The sequence below is a fragment of the Aureimonas sp. Leaf427 genome, assembly GCF_001425485.1.
In the GTDB taxonomy this organism is placed as follows: Bacteria; Pseudomonadota; Alphaproteobacteria; order Rhizobiales; family Rhizobiaceae; genus Plantimonas.
Genome location: NZ_LMQW01000001.1, coordinates 147,413 through 165,312, shown reverse-complemented (window position 1 = coordinate 165,312; position 17,900 = coordinate 147,413). Strand labels below are relative to the sequence as shown.

At 68.5% G+C, this 17,900-nt stretch carries 14 protein-coding genes; 9 read left to right on the top strand and 5 right to left on the bottom strand.

Translation table 11 applies throughout. The features are described from left to right. Positions 1 to 6: 6 nt before the first annotated feature. Entirely contained in the window at positions 7 to 1,731 is a 1,725-nt protein-coding gene (locus ASG62_RS00680; protein WP_056694716.1) for a methyl-accepting chemotaxis protein, read from the bottom strand. 303 nt (positions 1,732 to 2,034) lie between these two features. On the opposite strand from ASG62_RS00680, the gene ASG62_RS00675 reads away from it, so the two are divergent. Further along, complete coding sequence (locus ASG62_RS00675) at positions 2,035 to 4,104, top strand: NADH:flavin oxidoreductase (protein WP_056694718.1); 2,070 nt, start codon at positions 2,035 to 2,037, stop codon at positions 4,102 to 4,104. A 108-nt stretch (positions 4,105 to 4,212) separates the two neighbouring features. Here ASG62_RS00675 and ASG62_RS00670 read toward each other — a convergent pair whose 3' ends face one another. Beyond that, a complete protein-coding gene (locus ASG62_RS00670; protein ID WP_056694720.1) occupies positions 4,213 to 4,560 on the bottom strand; it encodes a hypothetical protein in 348 nt (115 codons plus the stop codon). A 75-nt stretch (positions 4,561 to 4,635) separates the two neighbouring features. Beyond that, complete coding sequence (locus tag ASG62_RS00665) at positions 4,636 to 7,146, bottom strand: heavy metal translocating P-type ATPase (RefSeq protein ID WP_056694722.1); 2,511 nt, start codon at positions 7,144 to 7,146, stop codon at positions 4,636 to 4,638. Between the two features lie 170 nt (positions 7,147 to 7,316). Here ASG62_RS00665 and ASG62_RS00660 point away from each other — a divergent pair, with 170 nt between their 5' ends. The 5 genes from ASG62_RS00660 (at position 7,317) to ASG62_RS00640 (ending at position 13,095) form a co-directional block, all read left to right on the top strand. Beyond that, positions 7,317 to 8,687 carry an ethanolamine ammonia-lyase subunit EutB gene (locus tag ASG62_RS00660; RefSeq protein WP_056694724.1) on the top strand — a complete coding sequence of 457 codons (1,371 nt, stop codon included), beginning with the start codon at positions 7,317 to 7,319 and terminating at the stop codon, positions 8,685 to 8,687. Next, entirely contained in the window at positions 8,687 to 9,469 is a 783-nt protein-coding gene (eutC, locus tag ASG62_RS00655) for an ethanolamine ammonia-lyase subunit EutC (protein ID WP_056694726.1), read from the top strand. Before ASG62_RS00660 ends, eutC begins: the two co-directional genes overlap by 1 nt. Before the next feature lie 103 nt (positions 9,470 to 9,572). Beyond that, on the top strand, positions 9,573 to 11,096 hold the full coding sequence (locus ASG62_RS00650) for an amino acid permease (RefSeq protein ID WP_056694727.1): 1,524 nt from the start codon (positions 9,573 to 9,575) through the stop codon (positions 11,094 to 11,096). Positions 11,097 to 11,473: 377 nt separating this feature from the next. After that, positions 11,474 to 12,721, top strand: a complete 1,248-nt coding sequence (locus ASG62_RS00645) for an NAD(P)/FAD-dependent oxidoreductase (protein ID WP_056694729.1) — start codon at positions 11,474 to 11,476, stop codon at positions 12,719 to 12,721. Between the two features lie 188 nt (positions 12,722 to 12,909). Continuing rightward, on the top strand, positions 12,910 to 13,095 hold the full coding sequence (locus tag ASG62_RS00640; RefSeq protein ID WP_056694731.1) for a hypothetical protein: 186 nt from the start codon (positions 12,910 to 12,912) through the stop codon (positions 13,093 to 13,095). Positions 13,096 to 13,514: 419 nt separating this feature from the next. Here ASG62_RS00640 and ASG62_RS00635 read toward each other — a convergent pair whose 3' ends face one another. Beyond that, on the bottom strand, positions 13,515 to 14,228 hold the full coding sequence (locus ASG62_RS00635; RefSeq protein WP_056694732.1) for a TerC family protein: 714 nt from the start codon (positions 14,226 to 14,228) through the stop codon (positions 13,515 to 13,517). Between the two features lie 419 nt (positions 14,229 to 14,647). Here ASG62_RS00635 and mntR point away from each other — a divergent pair, with 419 nt between their 5' ends. Then, a complete protein-coding gene (gene mntR, locus ASG62_RS00630; protein WP_056694735.1) occupies positions 14,648 to 15,082 on the top strand; it encodes a manganese-binding transcriptional regulator MntR in 435 nt (144 codons plus the stop codon). On the opposite strand, the gene ASG62_RS00625 is transcribed toward mntR, so the two are convergent. Then, a complete protein-coding gene (locus ASG62_RS00625) occupies positions 15,079 to 15,780 on the bottom strand; it encodes a GntR family transcriptional regulator (protein ID WP_056694736.1) in 702 nt (233 codons plus the stop codon). The genes mntR and ASG62_RS00625 overlap by 4 nt on opposite strands. A 166-nt stretch (positions 15,781 to 15,946) precedes the next feature. Between ASG62_RS00625 and ASG62_RS00620 the strand changes: the two genes are divergently transcribed. Together ASG62_RS00620 and ASG62_RS00615 are read left to right on the top strand one after the other, a co-directional pair. Further along, positions 15,947 to 17,005, top strand: a complete 1,059-nt coding sequence (locus ASG62_RS00620) for a succinylglutamate desuccinylase/aspartoacylase family protein (protein ID WP_056694738.1) — start codon at positions 15,947 to 15,949, stop codon at positions 17,003 to 17,005. A gap of 10 nt (positions 17,006 to 17,015) precedes the next feature. Then, complete coding sequence (locus ASG62_RS00615; protein ID WP_056694740.1) at positions 17,016 to 17,891, top strand: rhodanese-related sulfurtransferase; 876 nt, start codon at positions 17,016 to 17,018, stop codon at positions 17,889 to 17,891. Positions 17,892 to 17,900: the final 9 nt, after the last annotated feature.

Here is a 17,900-nt window from a genome sequence, read left to right as displayed (position 1 = left end):
GTCTCGTCAGTAGGTTCCGGTCCGGGCGAAGGAGAGGCTCGGCTCGTCGCGGCGGATGCGCGCCGGCGCAGGGATGCCTGCGGCTCGCCGGTGCGTCTCCAGTTTGAACTGCCGCAGCAGCTCGTTCAGCGCGGAGGCTTCGCCGGCAAGTGCGTTCGCCGAGCCCGTCGTCTCCTGGACCATGGCGGCATTGTGCTGCGTGCCCTCGTCGAGCGTGCCGATGGCCGTGCTGATCTCCTTCAGTCCGACCGACTGGGCGCGGGCCGAACTCACCATGCGCGAGACGTGGGCGTCGATCTCCGTGACCTTCGAGATGATCCCTTCGAGCGCCTTTCCGGTGGCGCCGACGAGTTCGACGCCGTTCTTCACCTCGGCCGAAGAGGCGGAGATCAGCGTCTTGATCTCCTTGGCGGCCTCCGCCGAGCGCTGGGCGAGACCGCGCACCTCCTGGGCCACGACCGCGAAGCCGCGTCCCGCCTCGCCGGCTCGCGCCGCCTCGACGCCGGCGTTCAGCGCCAGGAGATTGGTCTGGAAGGCGATCTCGTCGATCACGCCGATGATGCGCGTGATGTTCTGCGAGGAGTCCTCGATCCCGGCCATCGCATCGACGGCGCGCGCAACGATGGTGCCGGAACGCTCGGCTTCGCTCCTGGTGCGCGCCACGAGATGGCCGATCTCGTCGGCGCTTCTGGCCGAGCCGTGCACGGACTCGGTGAGTTCGCAAAGGGCGGCGGAGCTTTCCTCCAGAGCCGCGGCCTGCTCTTCCGTCCGGTGTGCCAGACTGTCGGCCTCCGAGCGGATCTGGCCCGCGCTGGAGAGGATGCCGGCGGCATTGTGTGCGACGGCCTGCAAGGCGGCCTGGAGGGTCTCCAGCGAGGCGTTGAAGCTTTCGCGCATATGCTCGAAGGCGGGCGTGAAGGACGTGTCGATGCGCTGGGCGAGATTGCCGCCGGCCAGATCCGTCAGCGCATCGCTGAGCGAGCGCACGGCCACGACGCGCGGCGTCACGTCGGTCGCGAATTTCACCACGCGCAGCACGCGGCCCTCGTGATCGAGGATCGGATTGTAGGTGGCCTGGATGAAGACCTCGCGCCCGCCCTTGCCGATCCGCCGGAACTCGTCGGAGAGGAATTCGCCGCGCCGAAGCCGCTCCCAGAACGTTCCGTAGGCCGGCGATGCCGCCGTGGCGGGATCGACGAACATCCGGTGATGGCGGCCGACGATCTCGTCGAGGCCATAGCCGAGGGTCGACAGGAAATTCTCGTTCGCCGTCAGGATGTTCCCGTCCGTGTCGAATTCGATGACGGCCTGGGCCCTCGAAATCGCCTGGATCTTTCCGGCATCGGCCATTGCGGCCCGCGTTTCGGCGGTGATGTCGGCGGCGACCTTGACGATCTTGTAGACCTTGCCCCGCGGGGTCATGACCGGGTTGTAGGACGCCTGGATGAAGACCTCGCGCCCGCCCTTGGCATAGCGCTTGAACCGCTTGGCCAGGAATTCTCCGTCGCCGAGCTGGCGCCACAGCTCCGCATAGTCCGCCGAGCGCGCCTGTTCCTCGCCGACGAACATGCGGTGATGCCGGCCGATGATCTCCTCGGAGGCGTAGCCGAGCGTCCGGCAGAAATTGTCGTTGGCCTTGAGGACGACCCCGCTCGGATCGAATTCGATGATGGCGAGAGACTTGTCGAGCGCCGCCAGAACATGGGACGCGCTGGAACCTTGTAAGAACATGCCGATGTCTTTCCGAACTGCATCGCGCCCGGCGAGGGGGCGCCTGTCATGCCGTGAGGCCTACAGTCGGGAGCTCAATGAACCATGAAAACATCCGTTCAATCGCTAAAGAAAGGTTCATGCGTTCCAAAGCAAATAAGGTGGCGCCGGTGACTTGCGGACCGCGTTCGGTGCTCCATCGGGCCGCTCGCGCCGCAGTCGGTCGGCCCGTGTCGCGAACAGGCCAGATCACGTCTCGCCTGGATCGACGCATCCCGGCATGGCGCGCATGATGGGGGACTGGTTCCCGCGAGGTGTTGCGCCATGTCCGCCGTTCCGTCCGTGCCCAAGGCCGCCTCGAACGATCCGCTGCTCCAGCCCTTCCAGCTGCGCCATCTCACGCTGAAGAACCGGATTCTCTCGACCGCGCACGAGCCGTCCTATTCCGAGGACGGCATGCCGAAGGACCGCTATCGGCTCTATCACGTGGAAAAGGCGAAGGGCGGGATCGCCATGACGATGACGGCGGGCTCGGCAATCGTCTCCCCGGATTCGCCGCCCGCCTTCGGCAATCTCCATGCCTACAAGGACGAGATCGTCCCCCACATGAAGCGCCTCGCCGACGAGTGCCACGACGAGGGCTGCGCGGTGATGATCCAGATCACCCATCTCGGCCGGCGCACGGGCGCCAACCAGGGCGACTGGCTGCCCGTCCTGTCGGCTTCCGCGATCCGCGAGCCGGCCCATCGCTCCTTTCCCAAGGAGGCGGAGGACTGGGATCTCGAGCGCATCGCGGCCGACTACGGTACAGCGGCCGCGCGCATGCAGGCGGCCGGTCTCGACGGCGTGGAGATCGAGGCCTACGGCCATCTCCTCGACAGCTTCTGGTCTCCCGCGACCAACCACCGCACGGACGAGCACGGCGGCTCGCTCGACAACCGGCTGCGCTTCACCTGGATGATCGTCGACGCCGTGCGCAAGGCGGTCGGGCCGGACTTCATCGTCGGCACGCGCATGGTCGTGGACGAGGCCTGGGACATCGGCCTGAACCGCCAGGAGGGCGTCGAGATCGCCCGCCGGCTCGTCGCCTCCGGAAAGATCGACTTCATCAACGTCATTCGCGGCCATCTCGACCACGACAAGGATCTGGTGGACGTCATCCCGATCCAGGGCATGCCGGCCTCGCCGCATCTCGACTTCGCGGGAGAGATCCGGGCGGCAACGCGCTATCCGGTGTTCCACGCCGCGCGTATCGCCGACGTCGCCACCGCGCGCCATGCGATCGCGGAAGGAAAGCTCGACATGGTCGGCATGACGCGCGCCCATATCGCGGACCCGCATATCGTCCGCAAGATCATGTCCGGCCGGGAGCACGAGATCCGCCCCTGCGTCGGCGCGACCTACTGCCTCGACCGGATCTACGAGGGCGGCGGCGCGATCTGCATCCACAACGGCGCGACCGGCCGCGAGGCGACCATGCCGCATATTCTCGGCCGGGCGCCGGTGGAGAAGCGCGTCGTCGTCGTCGGCGCCGGCCCGGCGGGGCTGGAGGCGGCGCGCGTCTCGGCCGAGCGGGGCCACCGCGTCACGGTCTTCGAGGCGAGCGGCCTTGCGGGCGGGCAGATCGGCCTCGCCGCCCGCCTGCCGCGCCGCCGGGAGCTTCAGGGCATCGTCGACTGGCGCCTCTCGGAGCTCGACCGGCTCGGCGTCGAGATCCGCTACAACGCCTATGCCGACGGCGCCGACGTTCTGGCAGAGGCGCCCGACATGGTCTTCGTCGCGACCGGCGGCCTGCCGCAGAACCCCGAACTCACGGAGGGGGACGATCTCGTCGTGTCCAGCTGGGACATCCTGTCGGGCTCGGTGAAGCCGGAAGGGCCGGTGCTTCTCTACGACGACAATGGCGGGCACCAGGGCCTGTCCGCCGCCGAGATGATCGCGCGGGCCGGCATCGCGCTGGAGGTCGTCTCGCCCGAGCGCAACTTCGCCTCCGAGATCGGCGGCATGAACCATGTGCCCTACCAGAAGGCGCTGGCGGAAGCTGGCACGCGCATCACGATCGCGACGCGCCTCACCGCCGTCCGCCGCCGCGGCAACGGGCTCGTCGCCGTGCTCGCCTCCGCCTGGGCGCCCGGCGCGGTCGAGGAGCGCGAGGTGCGCCAGGTCGTCGTGGAGCACGGCACGATGGCGATGGACGAGCTCTATTTCGAGCTGAAGCCGCAATCGAAGAATCTCGGCGCGGTGGACTACGACGCGCTCCTCGCCCAGCGCTGGCCCTTGCCGGATCGCAACGCGGCGGGCGCCTTCCACCTCGTGCGCCTCGGCGACGCCGTCTCCTCGCGCAACATCCACGCCGCGGTCTATGACGGGCTGCGCTACGCGATGCTGGTGTGAAAGGGCGCCCCGGGACGGGACCGCGGCTATACCCTTACGCCGAAGGAATTCCGGCAAGGGCTCAAGCCCGAGCGGCGCTGGTGTGAGACGTCGCGCCCGGCCTCCGTGCTACCGGTTCTGGATAACGCGGATGACCACCGGTCGGAGTTGCCCCGAGGACATCGACATGAAATCCTCGTAGGTGATGCGCCCAGTGGCGATGCCGCGATAGGCCCTCAAGCAAATGACCTTCGGGAGCTTGTCGTTGTTCGGCACTCGCGCGAGCTTGGCGAGGTACTCTCGTTCCGTCGCCGAGCCGTGATAGCTGCCAGCGCAATCGTCCGTCATTTTCTCGACCAATTCCGGACTTCCCTTCATCGCCTCTTGAAGAGAGGCGTAATTGGTCGAGGACACGCATCCCGATAGCGCCATCGACGCGACGACGATTGTCGAAATATACTTTGGTATATTGAACATACTAAACGCTCGTGCTGCTGATGATGCGTATAAGAAGCATGCGATCCGCGTTTCCGCACGAGTTAATTTTAGGATCTACAGCTTCAGCGTCCGCAGCCTCAACGCATTCGCGATGACGGAGACGGACGACAGGCTCATCGCCGCCGCAGCCAGCATCGGCGACAGGAGCCAGCCCGTCAGAGGATAGAGAACGCCCGCCGCGATCGGCACGCCGAGAAGGTTGTAGCCGAAGGCGAAGGCGAGGTTCTGGCGGATGTTGGCGATGGTGGCGTGCGCAAGGCGGCGGGCGCGCAGGATGCCGGCGAGATCGCCCTTCAGGAGCGTGATCCCCGCGCTTTCCAGCGCGACATCGGCGCCGGTGCCCATGGCGATGCCGACATCGGCCGCCGCCAGAGCCGGCGCGTCGTTGACGCCGTCGCCGGCCACGGCGACCTTGGCGCCGCTCGCCTGGAGTTCGGCCACCAGCGCCTGCTTGCCCTCCGGCAGGAGGCCCGCGCGCACCTCCTCGATGCCGAGGGCTCTTGCCACGGCCTTGGCGGTGCGCTCGGTGTCGCCGGTCGCCATGACGATGCGAAGGCCCGCCGAGCGGAGCGCCGCGATCGAGGCCGCAGCGTTCGCCTTGATCGGATCGGCGACGGCGACGAGGCCGGCCGGCCGCCCGTCGATCGCGACGAACATGGCCGTGCGTCCCTCCGCCTGAAGCTCGGCCGCGCGGGCTTCGAGCGGGCCGAGATCGAGGCCGGCCATCATCGCGGCATTGCCGAGCATCACTGCCCGTCCGCCGACCATGCCACGAACGCCCTTGCCGGTCTCCGAGCGGAAGTCGGCGGCCTCCCCGAGCACCGCGCCGCGCGCTTCTGCGCCCGCCACGATGGCGCCCGCGAGCGGATGTTCCGAGCCGCGTTCCAGCGTCGCGGCGGCCTGGAGCAGTGCGATCTCGTCGCCGTCGAGCGCGACGACCTCCGTCAGCTTCGGCTTGCCTTCCGTGAGCGTGCCGGTCTTGTCGACGACCAGCGTGTCGACCTCGGCCAGACGCTCCAGCGCCTCGGCCTCGCGCACCAGCACGCCGGCGCGCGCGCCCCGCCCGGTGGCGGTCATGATCGACATGGGCGTGGCGAGGCCGAGCGCGCAGGGGCAGGCGATGATGAGGACGGAGACGGCGGCGACCAGCGCATGCGCCAGAGACGGCGCCGGGCCGAGCAGCGCCCAGGCGGCGAAGGCGAGAATCGCGACCGCGACGACGGCCGGCACGAAATAGGCCGCGACCCGGTCCGCGAGGCCCTGGATCGGCGCGCGCGAGCGCTGGGCGCTCGACACCATCAAGGCGATGCGCGCCAGCATCGTCTCCGCGCCGACCTTCCGCGCCTCCATGATCAGCGAACCCGAACCGTTCAGCGTGCCGCCGGTCAACGGGTCGCCCGCCGTCTTCTCCACCGGCAGGGGCTCGCCGGTGATCATGCTCTCGTCCACCGAGGATCGGCCTTCCAGCACGACGCCGTCGACCGGCACGGCGGCGCCGGGGCGAAGGCGAAGGCGGTCGCCGGGCGCGACGGCGGAGAGCTCGATCTCCTCCTCCGATCCACCCGGCGCGAGGCGCCGCGCGGTCTTCGGCGAGAGGTCGAGCAGCGCGCGGATGGCCGAGCCGGTGCGCTCGCGCGCCTTCAGCTCCAGGATCTGTCCGACGAAGATGAGGGCGACGATGACGGTCGCGGCCTCGAAATAGACGGGAACCGTTCCCTCCGCCGCGTCCATGGCCATTCCGGGCATGCCCATCGCGCCCTCGCGGAACGAAGCGGGGAAGAGACCGGGGAAAAAGGTCGCGACGACACTGTAGGCATAGGCCGCCCCGACGCCGATGGCGATCAGCGTCCACATATTGGGGCTGCGGTTGAGGATGGACTGCCAACCCCGGCGAAAGAAGGGGAGCGCCGCCCAGAGGACGACCGGCGTCGCCAGAGCGAACTCGGCGAGCACCGCCGTCCGCTCGCCGAGCCAGGCGCGGACGGGGAGGCCGAGCATCGGGCCCATCGTCAGGACGAGAAGCGGCACGGCGCAGGCGAGCGAGACCCAGAAGCGGCGGGTGAAGTCCACCAGTTCCGGGTTCGGACCCTCTTCGCCGGTCGGCAGGCCCATCGGCTCCAGCGCCATGCCGCATTTCGGGCAGTCGGCGGGATGGTCGCTGACGACCTCCGGGTGCATCGGGCAGGTGTAGCGCGTTCCCGCTGGTGCCGGGGGCGGCGCCGGCCGGTCGCCGAGATAGGCGGCGGGGTCGGCGGTGAACTTCGCCTCGCATCCGGCGGAGCAGAAATAGAGGCGACGGCCCTCGTGCCTGGCCATGTGCCGGGCGCTCGCCCGATCGACGCTCATGCCGCAGACGGGGTCCTCGGCCGTGAGATAGGCCGTGGGGTCCGCCTCGAACTTGGCGCGGCAGCCGGCGCAGCAGAAGTGGAAGAGGCGGCCGGCGTGCTCCGCGCTGGGCTTGCCGGCCTCTACGTCGACGATCATGCCGCAGACGGGATCGCGGACGACCGGTGCCTGACCCGTCGGGCCGGATGACGGATGCGTGTGGGAGTGGGCTGTCGACATGGGCGGCTCCTGGCGGGCGAAGGCCGTATGCGCTTCAGATGGGGCTTCCCGTTGCTGGAAGGTCAAGCGGTGACGTCGCCTCTTGTCGTCTGGCTGGAAATTGACCAGAAGGCGAAAATGCCTTCCATTGAGGCGGTGTCGTCCCGTGCGGACGAAGGAGCGGATTCGAGATGACGCCCGACGAACTGAAGACCCTTCTGGCGCATGCGACGCCCGCCCGCTCCGGCGATTTCCTGGCGGGGCTCGCCTGCTCCTCGCAGGCCGAGCGCGTTCGGGCGCAGCGGGTGCTGGCCGACACCGCGCTCCCGACCTTCCTTAACGTGCCGCTGATCGATCCCGAGATCGACGAGGTTTCCGCGCTGATTCTCGCCCAGCACGATGCGAAGGCCTTTTCGGCCATCTCCCATCATTCGGTCGGCACGTTCCGCGAATGGCTTCTCTCGGACGAGGCGACGACGGAGGCGATCTCGGCGCTGACCTGGGCGCTGACGCCGGAAATGGTGGCGGCGGTCTCCAAGGTCTGCCGCAACCAGGATCTCATCGCCATCGCGCGCAAGCGGCCGGTCGTGACCGCCTTCCGCACGACGGTCGGCCTGCCCGGGCACCTCTCGGTGCGCATCCAGCCCAACCACCCGACCGACGATCCGAAGGGCGTCGCCGCCTCGATCCTCGACGGGCTGCAGTTCGGCTGCGGAGACGCCACGATCGGCATCAATCCCGCGACGGACAGTCCGGACGCGATGATCCGGCTGCTGCATCTGATCGACGAGTTGCGCCTTCAACTCGGCTGTCCCGTGCAGAGCTGCATCCTGGCGCATGTGACGACGGCGCTGCAGGTGATGGAGCGCGGCGCGCCGGTCGATCTCGTGTTCCAGTCGGTCGCGGGAAGCCAGGCGGCGAACGCCTCCTTCGGCATCGATCTCGCCGTTCTGAAGGAGGCGCACGATGCCGCCGCCGGCCTGGACCGGGGAACGGTCGGTCGGAACGCCATGTATTTCGAGACGGGGCAGGGCTCGGCGCTCTCGGCGAACGCGCATCACGGCATCGACCAGCAGACGATCGAGACGCGGGCCTATGCGGTCGCGCGCGAGTTCGATCCGCTGCTCGTCAACACGGTCGTCGGGTTCATCGGCCCGGAATATCTCTACGACGGCAAGGAGATCGTGCGGGCGGGGCTGGAGGACCATTTCTGCGGCAAGCTGCTCGGCCTGCCGATGGGGGTGGACGTCTGCTACACCAACCATGCCGAGGCCGACCAGAACGACATGGATACGCTCCTGACGCTGCTCGGCGTCGCCGGCGTCAATTTCGTGATGGGCGTTCCAGGCTCGGACGACATCATGCTGAACTACCAGTCGACCTCCTATCACGACGCGGCCTATGTGCGCGGCGCGCTCGGCCTGCGGGCGGCGCCCGAGTTCGAGGCCTGGGCGCAAGCGTTCGGCATTCTGGACGGGGACGGCCGGCTGGCGCCGCCGGCTCCGGCGGGCGCGCTGGAGATCGAGCTTCTCCAGCGCTCGCGCCTTCTGGAGGCCTCGTGATGGCCGATACGCCCGACCACCCGCTCGCCATCCTGCGCCGGCACACGGCGGCGCGCATCGCTCTCGGGCGGCACGGCGCGGGCCTGCCGACCTCGGCCCATCTCGATTTCGCCGAAGCCCATGCCAAGGCGCGGGACGCGGTCCATGCCGGTTTCGACGAGGACGCGATCGCCCGGCGTCTTTCGGAAGGCGGGGTCGCGAGCCTTGCCGTTTCCAGCCAGGCGGACGGGCGGGCGAGCTATCTGAGGCGTCCCGATCTCGGCCGCAGCCTGTCCGGCCCCTCGCGGCAGGCCCTGACGGGCCTCGGCGGGCCGGCGCCGGACCTTTGCGTCGTCATCGGCGACGGGCTTTCGGCCCACGCGGTGAACACCTATGCGAGCGAGACGGCGCTCGCCATCCTGGCCCTTCTGCCCGGCGACTGGCGAATCGCGCCTGTTCTCCTCGCCACTGGCGCACGGGTGGCGCTGTCCGATCCCATCGGCGAGGCGCTGGGGGCGGGCCTCGTTCTCATGCTGATCGGCGAGCGGCCGGGCCTTTCCGCCGCCGACAGCCTCGGCGCCTACATCACCCACAGCCCGCGCATCGGGCGCACCGACGCCGACCGCAACTGCGTCTCCAATATCCGCGCGGGCGGTCTCGCGCCGCCGCTGGCGGCGGTGAAGCTCGCGGGGTTTCTCACGAGATCGCGGGCGCTCGGCTTCAGCGGCGTCCGGCTGAAGGACGACGAGGGCCTGATCGAGGCGGCGCCCGAAGCCGTTCTCCTTTCGGAACGTCCGGTCTAACCTGATTATGCCGACGAACTAGGCAGGCCTGCATCCTGCCGTGATTGACAGCATCGTCATCTCGGAGTCACATCTGCCTCGGGGCTTTCGAGGGGATCGGGCGATGCAGGACGGCACGACGGGCGTTTCCTACAAGACGGCGGATGCCGGCTATTTCGAGAAACGGGGGCTCTCGCGCTATGCGGGCGTCTGGTCGCTCTGGGCGCTCGGCGTCGGCGCGGTCATCTCGGGGCACTTTTCCGGCTGGAACTTCGGCTTCGCCACGGGCGGCTGGGGCGGCATGCTCGTCGCCGCCTCGATCATCGCCGTCATGTATCTCGGGCTGACCTTCTCGATCGCCGAGATGAGCCCGGCTCTGCCGCACACGGGCGCGGCCTATTCCTTCGCGCGCACCGCCATGGGCCCCTGGGGCGGCTTCGTCACCGGGCTCTGCGAGAACGTCGAATACGTCATCACGCCGGCCGTCATCGTCACCTTCATCACGGCCTACGTGAACTCGATTCTCGGCCTCGACCCCGTCTATTCGCCGCTTGTCTGGATCGCCTTCTACGCGATCTTTCTGACGCTCAACATCTACGGGCTGGAGCTCTCCTTCAAGGTGACGCTCGTCATCACGTTGATCTCGCTAGCGGTTCTCGTCTTCTTCTGGATCTCGGCGATTCCGAACATCGACTTCTCACGCTGGGCGCTCAATGTCGGCGTCGGGCCGGACGGCGCGGCTGTCGAATTGCCGGAAGGCAACGGCCCCTGGTTCCCCTTCGGCCTGTCCGGCGTGCTGGCGACGCTGCCCTTCGCGGTCTGGCTCTTCCTCGCCATCGAGCAGCTGCCGCTGGCGGCGGAGGAATCGGTCGATCCCAAGCGCGACATGCCCAAGGGCATCATCCTCGGCATGGCGACGCTGATGCTCTCGGCCTTCATGATCATGCTGCTCAACCCGTCGCTGCCCGGCGTCGGCACGTTCCATCTCTCGACCGCGCTGGAGCCGCTGCTCGACGGGTTCAAGGCGGTCTATGGCGACGGCGGCGTCGTCCTGCTCGGCCTCGTCGCGCTGACCGGGCTCATCGCGAGTTTCCACACGATCCTCTATGCGCAGGGACGACAGGTCTATTCGCTCTCGCGCGCCGGCTATTTCCCGACCTTCCTCTCGGTGACGCATCCGAAGTTCCGCACGCCGCATGTCGCGATGATCGGCGGCGCGCTGGTCGGCCTCGCCGTGATGCTCATCATCTGGTTCGCGCTCGGCGCGACCGAAGGCGGCACGGCGATCGGGACGATCCTCCTCAACATGGCGGTCTTCGGCGCCATGTTCTCCTACATCCTCCAGGCGGCCTCCTTCATCCTGCTGCGCCGGAACATGCCCCATATCGAGCGGCCCTTCCGCTCGCCGCTCGGCATTCCCGGCGCCGTGCTGACGATCGTCATCGCCCTCGTCACGCTCTTCTATCAGGTTCAGGACCCGAACTTCTTCAAGGGCGTCGTCTGGGTCGCGGCCTGGTTCGCCGTCGCCATCGCCTATTTCGCGCTGGTTGGCCGTCACAAGCTGATCCTCTCTCCCGAGGAGGAATTCGCGATCGAGCATGCTGCGCAGGGCCGCGTGCCGGGCGGAGTGGTGAAGCCGGCGGAGTGAGCCCCTGAAGCACCGGCTGCCGCCCTCCATGGACGGCGGGCGACGGGGCTTCTAGAAGATTCGGAGAACGAAGCGGTTTCAGGTTTTCCGACGATGATGCCTTCGATATGCGCGGCGAGTGGGTTGGGGCAGACGGCGGGCTTGAGCGGCTTGTGCGAAGCGCCCCCCTCTGCCTCCCGAGCCTTGGTCGAGGGGCGGCATCTCCCCCTCAAGGGGAGAGATCAGGCTGATCTCAAACGGCAAAGCCGCCGATCTCCCCCCTTGAGGGGGAGATGTCCGGCAGGACAGAGGGGGGCGCCGTCGAGCGCTTACCTCCGTTTGGTTCGCGTTTCGGCCGAGATCGCCTGCCTCTCCGCGTTCGCCCGAAAGCTTAGCGCATGACCGCCGGCACCGTCGTCATCGCCGGCGCGGGCCAAGCCGGTCTGCAGGTTGCCGTCAGCCTTCGCGCGGGCGGTTTCGGCGGACGCATCGTCCTCGTCGGCGAGGAGACACGTCTGCCTTATCAGCGGCCGCCGCTGTCGAAGGCCTATCTGAAGGCCGACGCCGCGACGGATTCGCTGCTTCTGAAACCCGACGCCTTCTACGAGACCAACCGGATCGAGACGCTCCTCGGCACCCGCGTCCAGGCGATCGACCGCGCCGGGCGCCGTGTCGCGCTCTCGGACGGGGGCCATCTCGCCTATGACCATCTCGTGCTCGCGACGGGCGCACGCAACCGCCTGCCGCCGCTCTCCGGCGTTCACCGGCCGAATGTCCATGCCCTGCGCGATGCCGGCGAGGCCGAGCGGCTGCGCGAGGCGCTGGTCGCGGGGGCGCGGCTCGTCGTGGTCGGCGGCGGGTTCATCGGGCTGGAGGTCGCGGCCTCCGCCCGCGCGCGCGGCCTCGACGTGACCGTGCTCGAAGGTGCCGCGCGGCTGATGGGCCGCGTCGTCTCGCCCGTCCTCTCCGATTTCTTCCTCGATGCGCACGGGGCCATGGGCACCACCGTTCGCCTCGGCGCGGCGGTCGCCGGGATCGAGGGCGAGGGCGAAGCCGGCCCGGCCACCGGCGTGCGCCTTGCCAATGGCGAGGTCCTGCCGGCCGATCTCGTGCTTCTGGCGACGGGCGTGGTGCCGAATGCCGAGATCGCGGCGGAGGCGGGGCTTGCCACGGAAGGCGGCGTTCATGTCGACCGCTTCATGACGACGAGCGATCCCGCCATTTTCGCGATCGGCGACTGCGCGGTCTTCGAGAGCCCCTTCGCGGAAGGGCCGGTGCGGCTGGAATCGGTGCAGAACGCCATCGATCAGGCCAAGTGCGTCGCCGCCCGCATTCTCGGCGGCACCGCGCCCTATCGCAGCGTGCCCTGGTTCTGGAGCGATCAGGGCAGCTTCAAGCTGCAGATCGTCGGCATCACGACCGGGGCGGACCATGTTCATCTGGCCGGATCGCGCGAGGATGGGCGGCTCGTCGCCTATTGCTTCCGCGGCAACAGGCTTCTCGGGATCGAGACGGTGAACCGGCCGGGCGAGCACATGCTGGGGCGCCGCATTCTGGAGGGCGATCTCAAGGTCCTGCGCGAGGACGTCTCGGCGGAGGATTTCGACCTGAAGCGCCATCTGGCGGAGCTTTCCGCGAAGGTCTAACGCTGTGCCGATCTGGAAGGCGACGCCGGACGGCGCCCCTATCATCGAAAGCTTGCCCAAAGCTGAATTTTACGGAGTGATTCAAGGGCAAATGCCCTGCGCCTAGCGCATGGCTGCGGTCTGATCCCAGCACTTCTGCAAAGTATGGTGCACTGCCATATTGGTCTCAACACAACAGGAGAGACCCAATGACCCGCCCGAACAGCCGCGCCCACCGCTCGATCCGCTCGACGTTCTCGTCGATCGTGGACGTCTTCGCGGGAGCCCAGGCCTGCGCGGCCGCTGCGGAAGCCGGTCGTCGCCCGTCCAACCGCGCCCTCGAGGCCGTCGGCATCGACGCCGCCCGTTGGGACCGCATCGGCACCGCCTACTAAGCATCTGGATCGTCAGGGCTCGGCCGTCCCGAACGGGGACGGCGGGGTCCGATGGCTCGGTCCGCCTCTCGATCGAGGCATGGATCGCGCAGCTCTCGAGCCGTCTCGATCGCAGCGCGCGTCTCCCTCGGACCGAATTTCGACACCGATAGAAAAAGACCCGCGTGAGCTCGGCTCCGCGGGTCTTTTTGCGTCTGGAACCGACCGATTCGATCGGCGCCGGGGGCATCTCTCGTCGTCTGTGACCTCTTCGGGTCTCCCGGCCCGAGACCGATGCGGCGCAGAGGTCGCCATTCTCGGTCCGGTTCCGGTGCCATGGGAGGAGGGCGACGGCTGTCGCCTCCTCGATGATCTTATAAGACGATCTGGAGGAGCGAGCCGAACGCCCGCCGGAGCGGGCCTTCGATCGCTGTTCTGGTTCAGCCGGCCGGCGCGAGGGCCGGGGCGGGCGTCGCGGCAGGCACCGTCGCGCCGTGGCCGCCGAAGAAGGGCAGCCAGTCGAACGTGCCGGGCCAGACGGCCTCCGCGCCTTCGACCAGCATCTTCAGCGCGACATAGAGGATGATGACGAGGCCGACATAGGCGATCCAGCGGTGCCGGTTGAGAAGGCGCGCGATGTAGTTCGCGGCAAGGCCCATCAGCGCGATGGAGAGAATGAGGCCGACGACGAGAACCCAGAGATGCTCGCCCGCAGCACCCGCCACCGCCAGCACGTTGTCGAGCGACATGGAGACGTCGGCGATGACGATCTGCCAGGCGGCCTGCGCGAAGGTCTTGCGCGGGGCGCCCTCGGCCAACGTTCCGTCCGCGTTCAGCGCGCCTTCCGCGGCATCGAGATCGTGCTGCGGCGTGCGCAGCTCGCGCCACATCTTCCAGCAGACGTAGAGAAGCAGCAGGCCGCCGCCGATGAGGAGCGCGCCGCCGAGTTCCAGAAGCTGCTGCGTGATGGCGGCGAAGAGAATGCGAAGGCCGGTGGCGAAGATGATGCCGACGAGGATGGCCTTCGCCCGCTGGTCCTTGGGAAGGCCGGCCGCCGCAAGGCCGATGACGATCGCATTGTCGCCCGCCAGGACGAGATCGATCATGACGATCTGCAGAAGTGCCGTCAGCGATGCTGTCGTCAGGAAATCCATGCCTTGATCCTTCGATCGTCCGCCCGGCGCGCCCGCCCGGTCTCTTCGCGATGTGCCTGCCGCCCGCCCATCCGGCGGCTTCGCTCCGTTCTCCGGCGGCGTCGAGACCGTGCCGGCCGGAGGGTCAATCCTCCTCGCTGAAGAGACCTTGTGTTGCAAGAGGCGCGGCGCCCGAAACGGTTCGCGCATCGGTCGAAATCGACGGAAGTCTTCGCGGCGCGGCAAGTCGGCAACGGCGATGCGTTCGACCACCGGTGGATGCAAGGGTCGGTTTGTCCGAGGGCAAACTTTGCACGGCGGGCGGCGACGGGTTAGAGCCTGTCTTTCCATGGCGCTGGCCCGGAGGAGACCGGCGCATCGCGCCGGCCTTCGCCGCCGGCACCACGGATGGAGCGGATGCGGATACCGGAAGGGGTGGAATGACGGACGGTGGGGACAGGGGTGAGATGTCGGCGCTGCGCCATGCGGCCCGTTTCGCGCGGGTGCGCGAGGCGCATCAGTCCGAGCTCGCCGAAGACTATGTCGAGATGATCGACGATCTGATCGCGACGCGCGGCGAGGCGCGCTCGGCCGATCTCGCCGATTGTTTCGGCGTCTCGCCCGGCACCGTCGCTCGCACCGTCCAGCGCCTCATCCGGGACGGGCTCGTCAATTCCGAGCCCTATCGCGCGATCTTCCTGACCGAACGGGGCCGGGAGGTCGCCCTCGCGGCCCGGGCGCGGCATCGGCTGGTCGAGGACTTTCTCCTCTCGCTCGGCGTCTCGCCGGAGGCGGCGGAGCTGGACGCGGAGGGGATCGAGCATCATGTCGGGCCGGAAACGCTGGAAGCCTTCCGAAAGCACCTGAAGCGCTAGAAATTCTCTTCCTGGAAGTAGTGCGAGAACTCGCCGCGAAGCCGTTCCACGATCTCCACGATGCGTGCGAGATGGGCGCGCATGGCGGTCTCGGCGGCGTCGGGATCGCCGGCGCTCAGCGCATCGAAGATCCGTCGGTGGTCGTCCAGCGCGTCCGGCTGGCCGAAGGCGAGGGCGAGGAAGCGCACGCGGTCCATCTGCGCCTTCTGCTCGTCGATCAGGCGCCAGGCGAAGCCGCAGCCGGCTTCCTCGGCGATGGCGAGGTGGAAGGCGTCGTCCTCGCGCTGAAAGGCGGTCCGATCGTCCGCCCGCTGGGCGGCGTCCTGCCGCGAGAGGAGCGCCGACAGGCGGTCCAGCATGGCCGGCGTCGCGCGGTCGGCGGCCCGGCGGGCGGTCGCGACCTCGAGCGCCTCGCGGATGAAGTGCGCATTCATCACCTCGCGCGTCGAGATGCGCACGATCTCGGTCGCGCGCTGGGGCTGGATGCGCAGGTAGCCGGAGCGGCCGAGCCTTGCGAAGGCCTCGCGCACCGGCTGGCGCGAGACGCCCAGCCGCTTGGCGATCTCGGCCTCGGAAATCTTGGTGCCCGGCTGGAGCCGGAGTTCGAGAATGGCGCGGCGAAGCTCCTCATAGATCGATTCCGCGATCGTGCTCCGCGAGGAGACCAGCGCATCCGGCGGTATGAGATCGAGCGGCATTTTCGCGCCTCCAGTCAGACCTGTCGCATAAGCCAAGGCGCGGGCCCCCGCAACGCCGGGCCGGGCGCGTGAAGGACCTGCGCCCTTGCCTTTCCGCGCCGTCCGGCGGAAAACCGCGGCAAACGCCCTTCGCCGCCGACTGCCTTTCGCCAAAGGACCTGCCGCCATGAAGAAGACCGTCGAAATCCTGAAGGGCGACACGCCGGGCACCGAGTGGCGCTTTCCCGTCCTTTCCTTCGAGGGAACCGAGGAGGGGGCCCCCGGCGCCTATCTCCAGGCCGCGCTGCACGGCAACGAACTGGCCGGCACCGTCGCGCTGCATCGGCTGGTGCCGATGCTGGAGGCCGCCGAGCGGGAAGGCCGGCTCCTCGGACGCATCACCCTCGTTCCGCAGGCCAATCCGATCGCAACGGGCCAGCATGTCTTCCACGAGCATCTCGGGCGTTTCGGCCTTCAGACCCGCACGAACTTCAACCGCGACTTCCCGCTTCTCGCCACCACCGACACGAGCGGCCTTCCCGGCGACGACGCGCCGATCCCGGCGGAGAAGCGCCTGAAGGCGCGGCTTCTCAAGCTCGCGCTCGGCCACGAGATCGTTCTCGACCTGCACAGCGACGACGAGAGCCCCTCTTATCTTTACGTCGCGCGCCAGCTCTGGCCGCATCTGCAGGACCTCGCCTCCGCGCTCGGCGCCAAGGCCATCCTCATCTGGGACGAGACGTCCGACGGCGCCTTCGAGGAAGCGGCCTGGTCGCCCTACAAGGGGCTTCCGGCCGATGACGAGACCTGGAATCGCATCGCGGTCACGACCGTCGAGTTTCGCGGCATGATGGACGTGACGCCGGCTTTCGCCGAGGCGGACGCGGCCGGGCTCTACCGCTTCCTCGTCGCGCGCGGCACGATCCGCGACGAAAGCGTGGCGCCGCTCGCTCCCTGGTCGGGCCCCGTGACGCCGCTGGATCATGTGGAGATGATCCGCGCGCCCGTCGGCGGCGCGCTGCTCTTCCATGCCGGCCCCGGCGACGAGGTGCAGGCCGGCCAGCCGCTCGTCACCATCGTGACCGCGCCGGGCGAGGCCGGCGGCGAGACGGTCGTCACGGCCCCGCAGTCGGGCCTCGTGCTGACGCGCCGCCGCCAGCGCCTGACGCGCACGGGCGAGGATCTCTTGAAGCTTCTCGGCACAAGCCCCTCCGCGACCGCGCGGCCGGGCTCGCTGGAATCCTGAGAGGCGCGCCTTGAACTGGTCGGTCGCCGCCCTCTACCGTTTCGTCGCGCTCGACGATCCCGCGCGCCTTAAGGTCGAGGCGCTCGCCGTCCTGGAGGCGGCCGGCGCCTGCGGCACGCTGCTCGTCGCGCCGGAAGGCGTGAACGGCACGCTGGCGGCGCCCGACGCGGCGATGGCCGGCCTGATCGACGGGCTCGACGGTCTCTTCGGCGTGCGGCAGGGCGAGCTGAAATTCTCGGGCGCCGAGGAGAAGCCCTTCAACCGGCTGAAGGTGCGGCTGAAGCGCGAGATCATCACCATGCGCGCGCCGGAGGCGGACCCGACGAGGCAGGTCGGCACCTATGTCGAGCCGAAGGACTGGAACGCGCTGATCGCCGATCCCGACGTGCTGGTCCTCGATACGCGCAACACCTACGAGACGCGCGTCGGCACGTTCGAGGGCGCGGTCGATCCGGGGATCGAGACGTTTACCGAATTCAAGGATTTCGTCGCCGAAACGCTCGATCCGGCGCGCACACGCAAGGTCGCGATGTTCTGTACCGGCGGCATCCGCTGCGAGAAGGCCTCGTCCTACATGCTGGCGCACGGCTTTTCCGAGGTCTACCACCTCAAGGGCGGCATCCTCAAATATCTGGAGGAGGTTCCTCCCGAGGAGAGCCGCTGGCAGGGCGAGTGCTTCGTCTTCGACGGGCGGGTGGCGCTGGGGCACGGACTGGCCGAGGCCGAATGGGACCGCTGCTACGGCTGCGGCGCGCCCCTCTCGGCGGAGGATCTGGCAGCGCCCGCCTACGAACTCGGCGTCTCCTGCCCGCACTGCATCGCCGATCTGACATTGGAGCGCGCGGCTGGCTTCAGGATGCGCCAAAGCCAGCTCGACCGCCGATAGCGCCGGCAT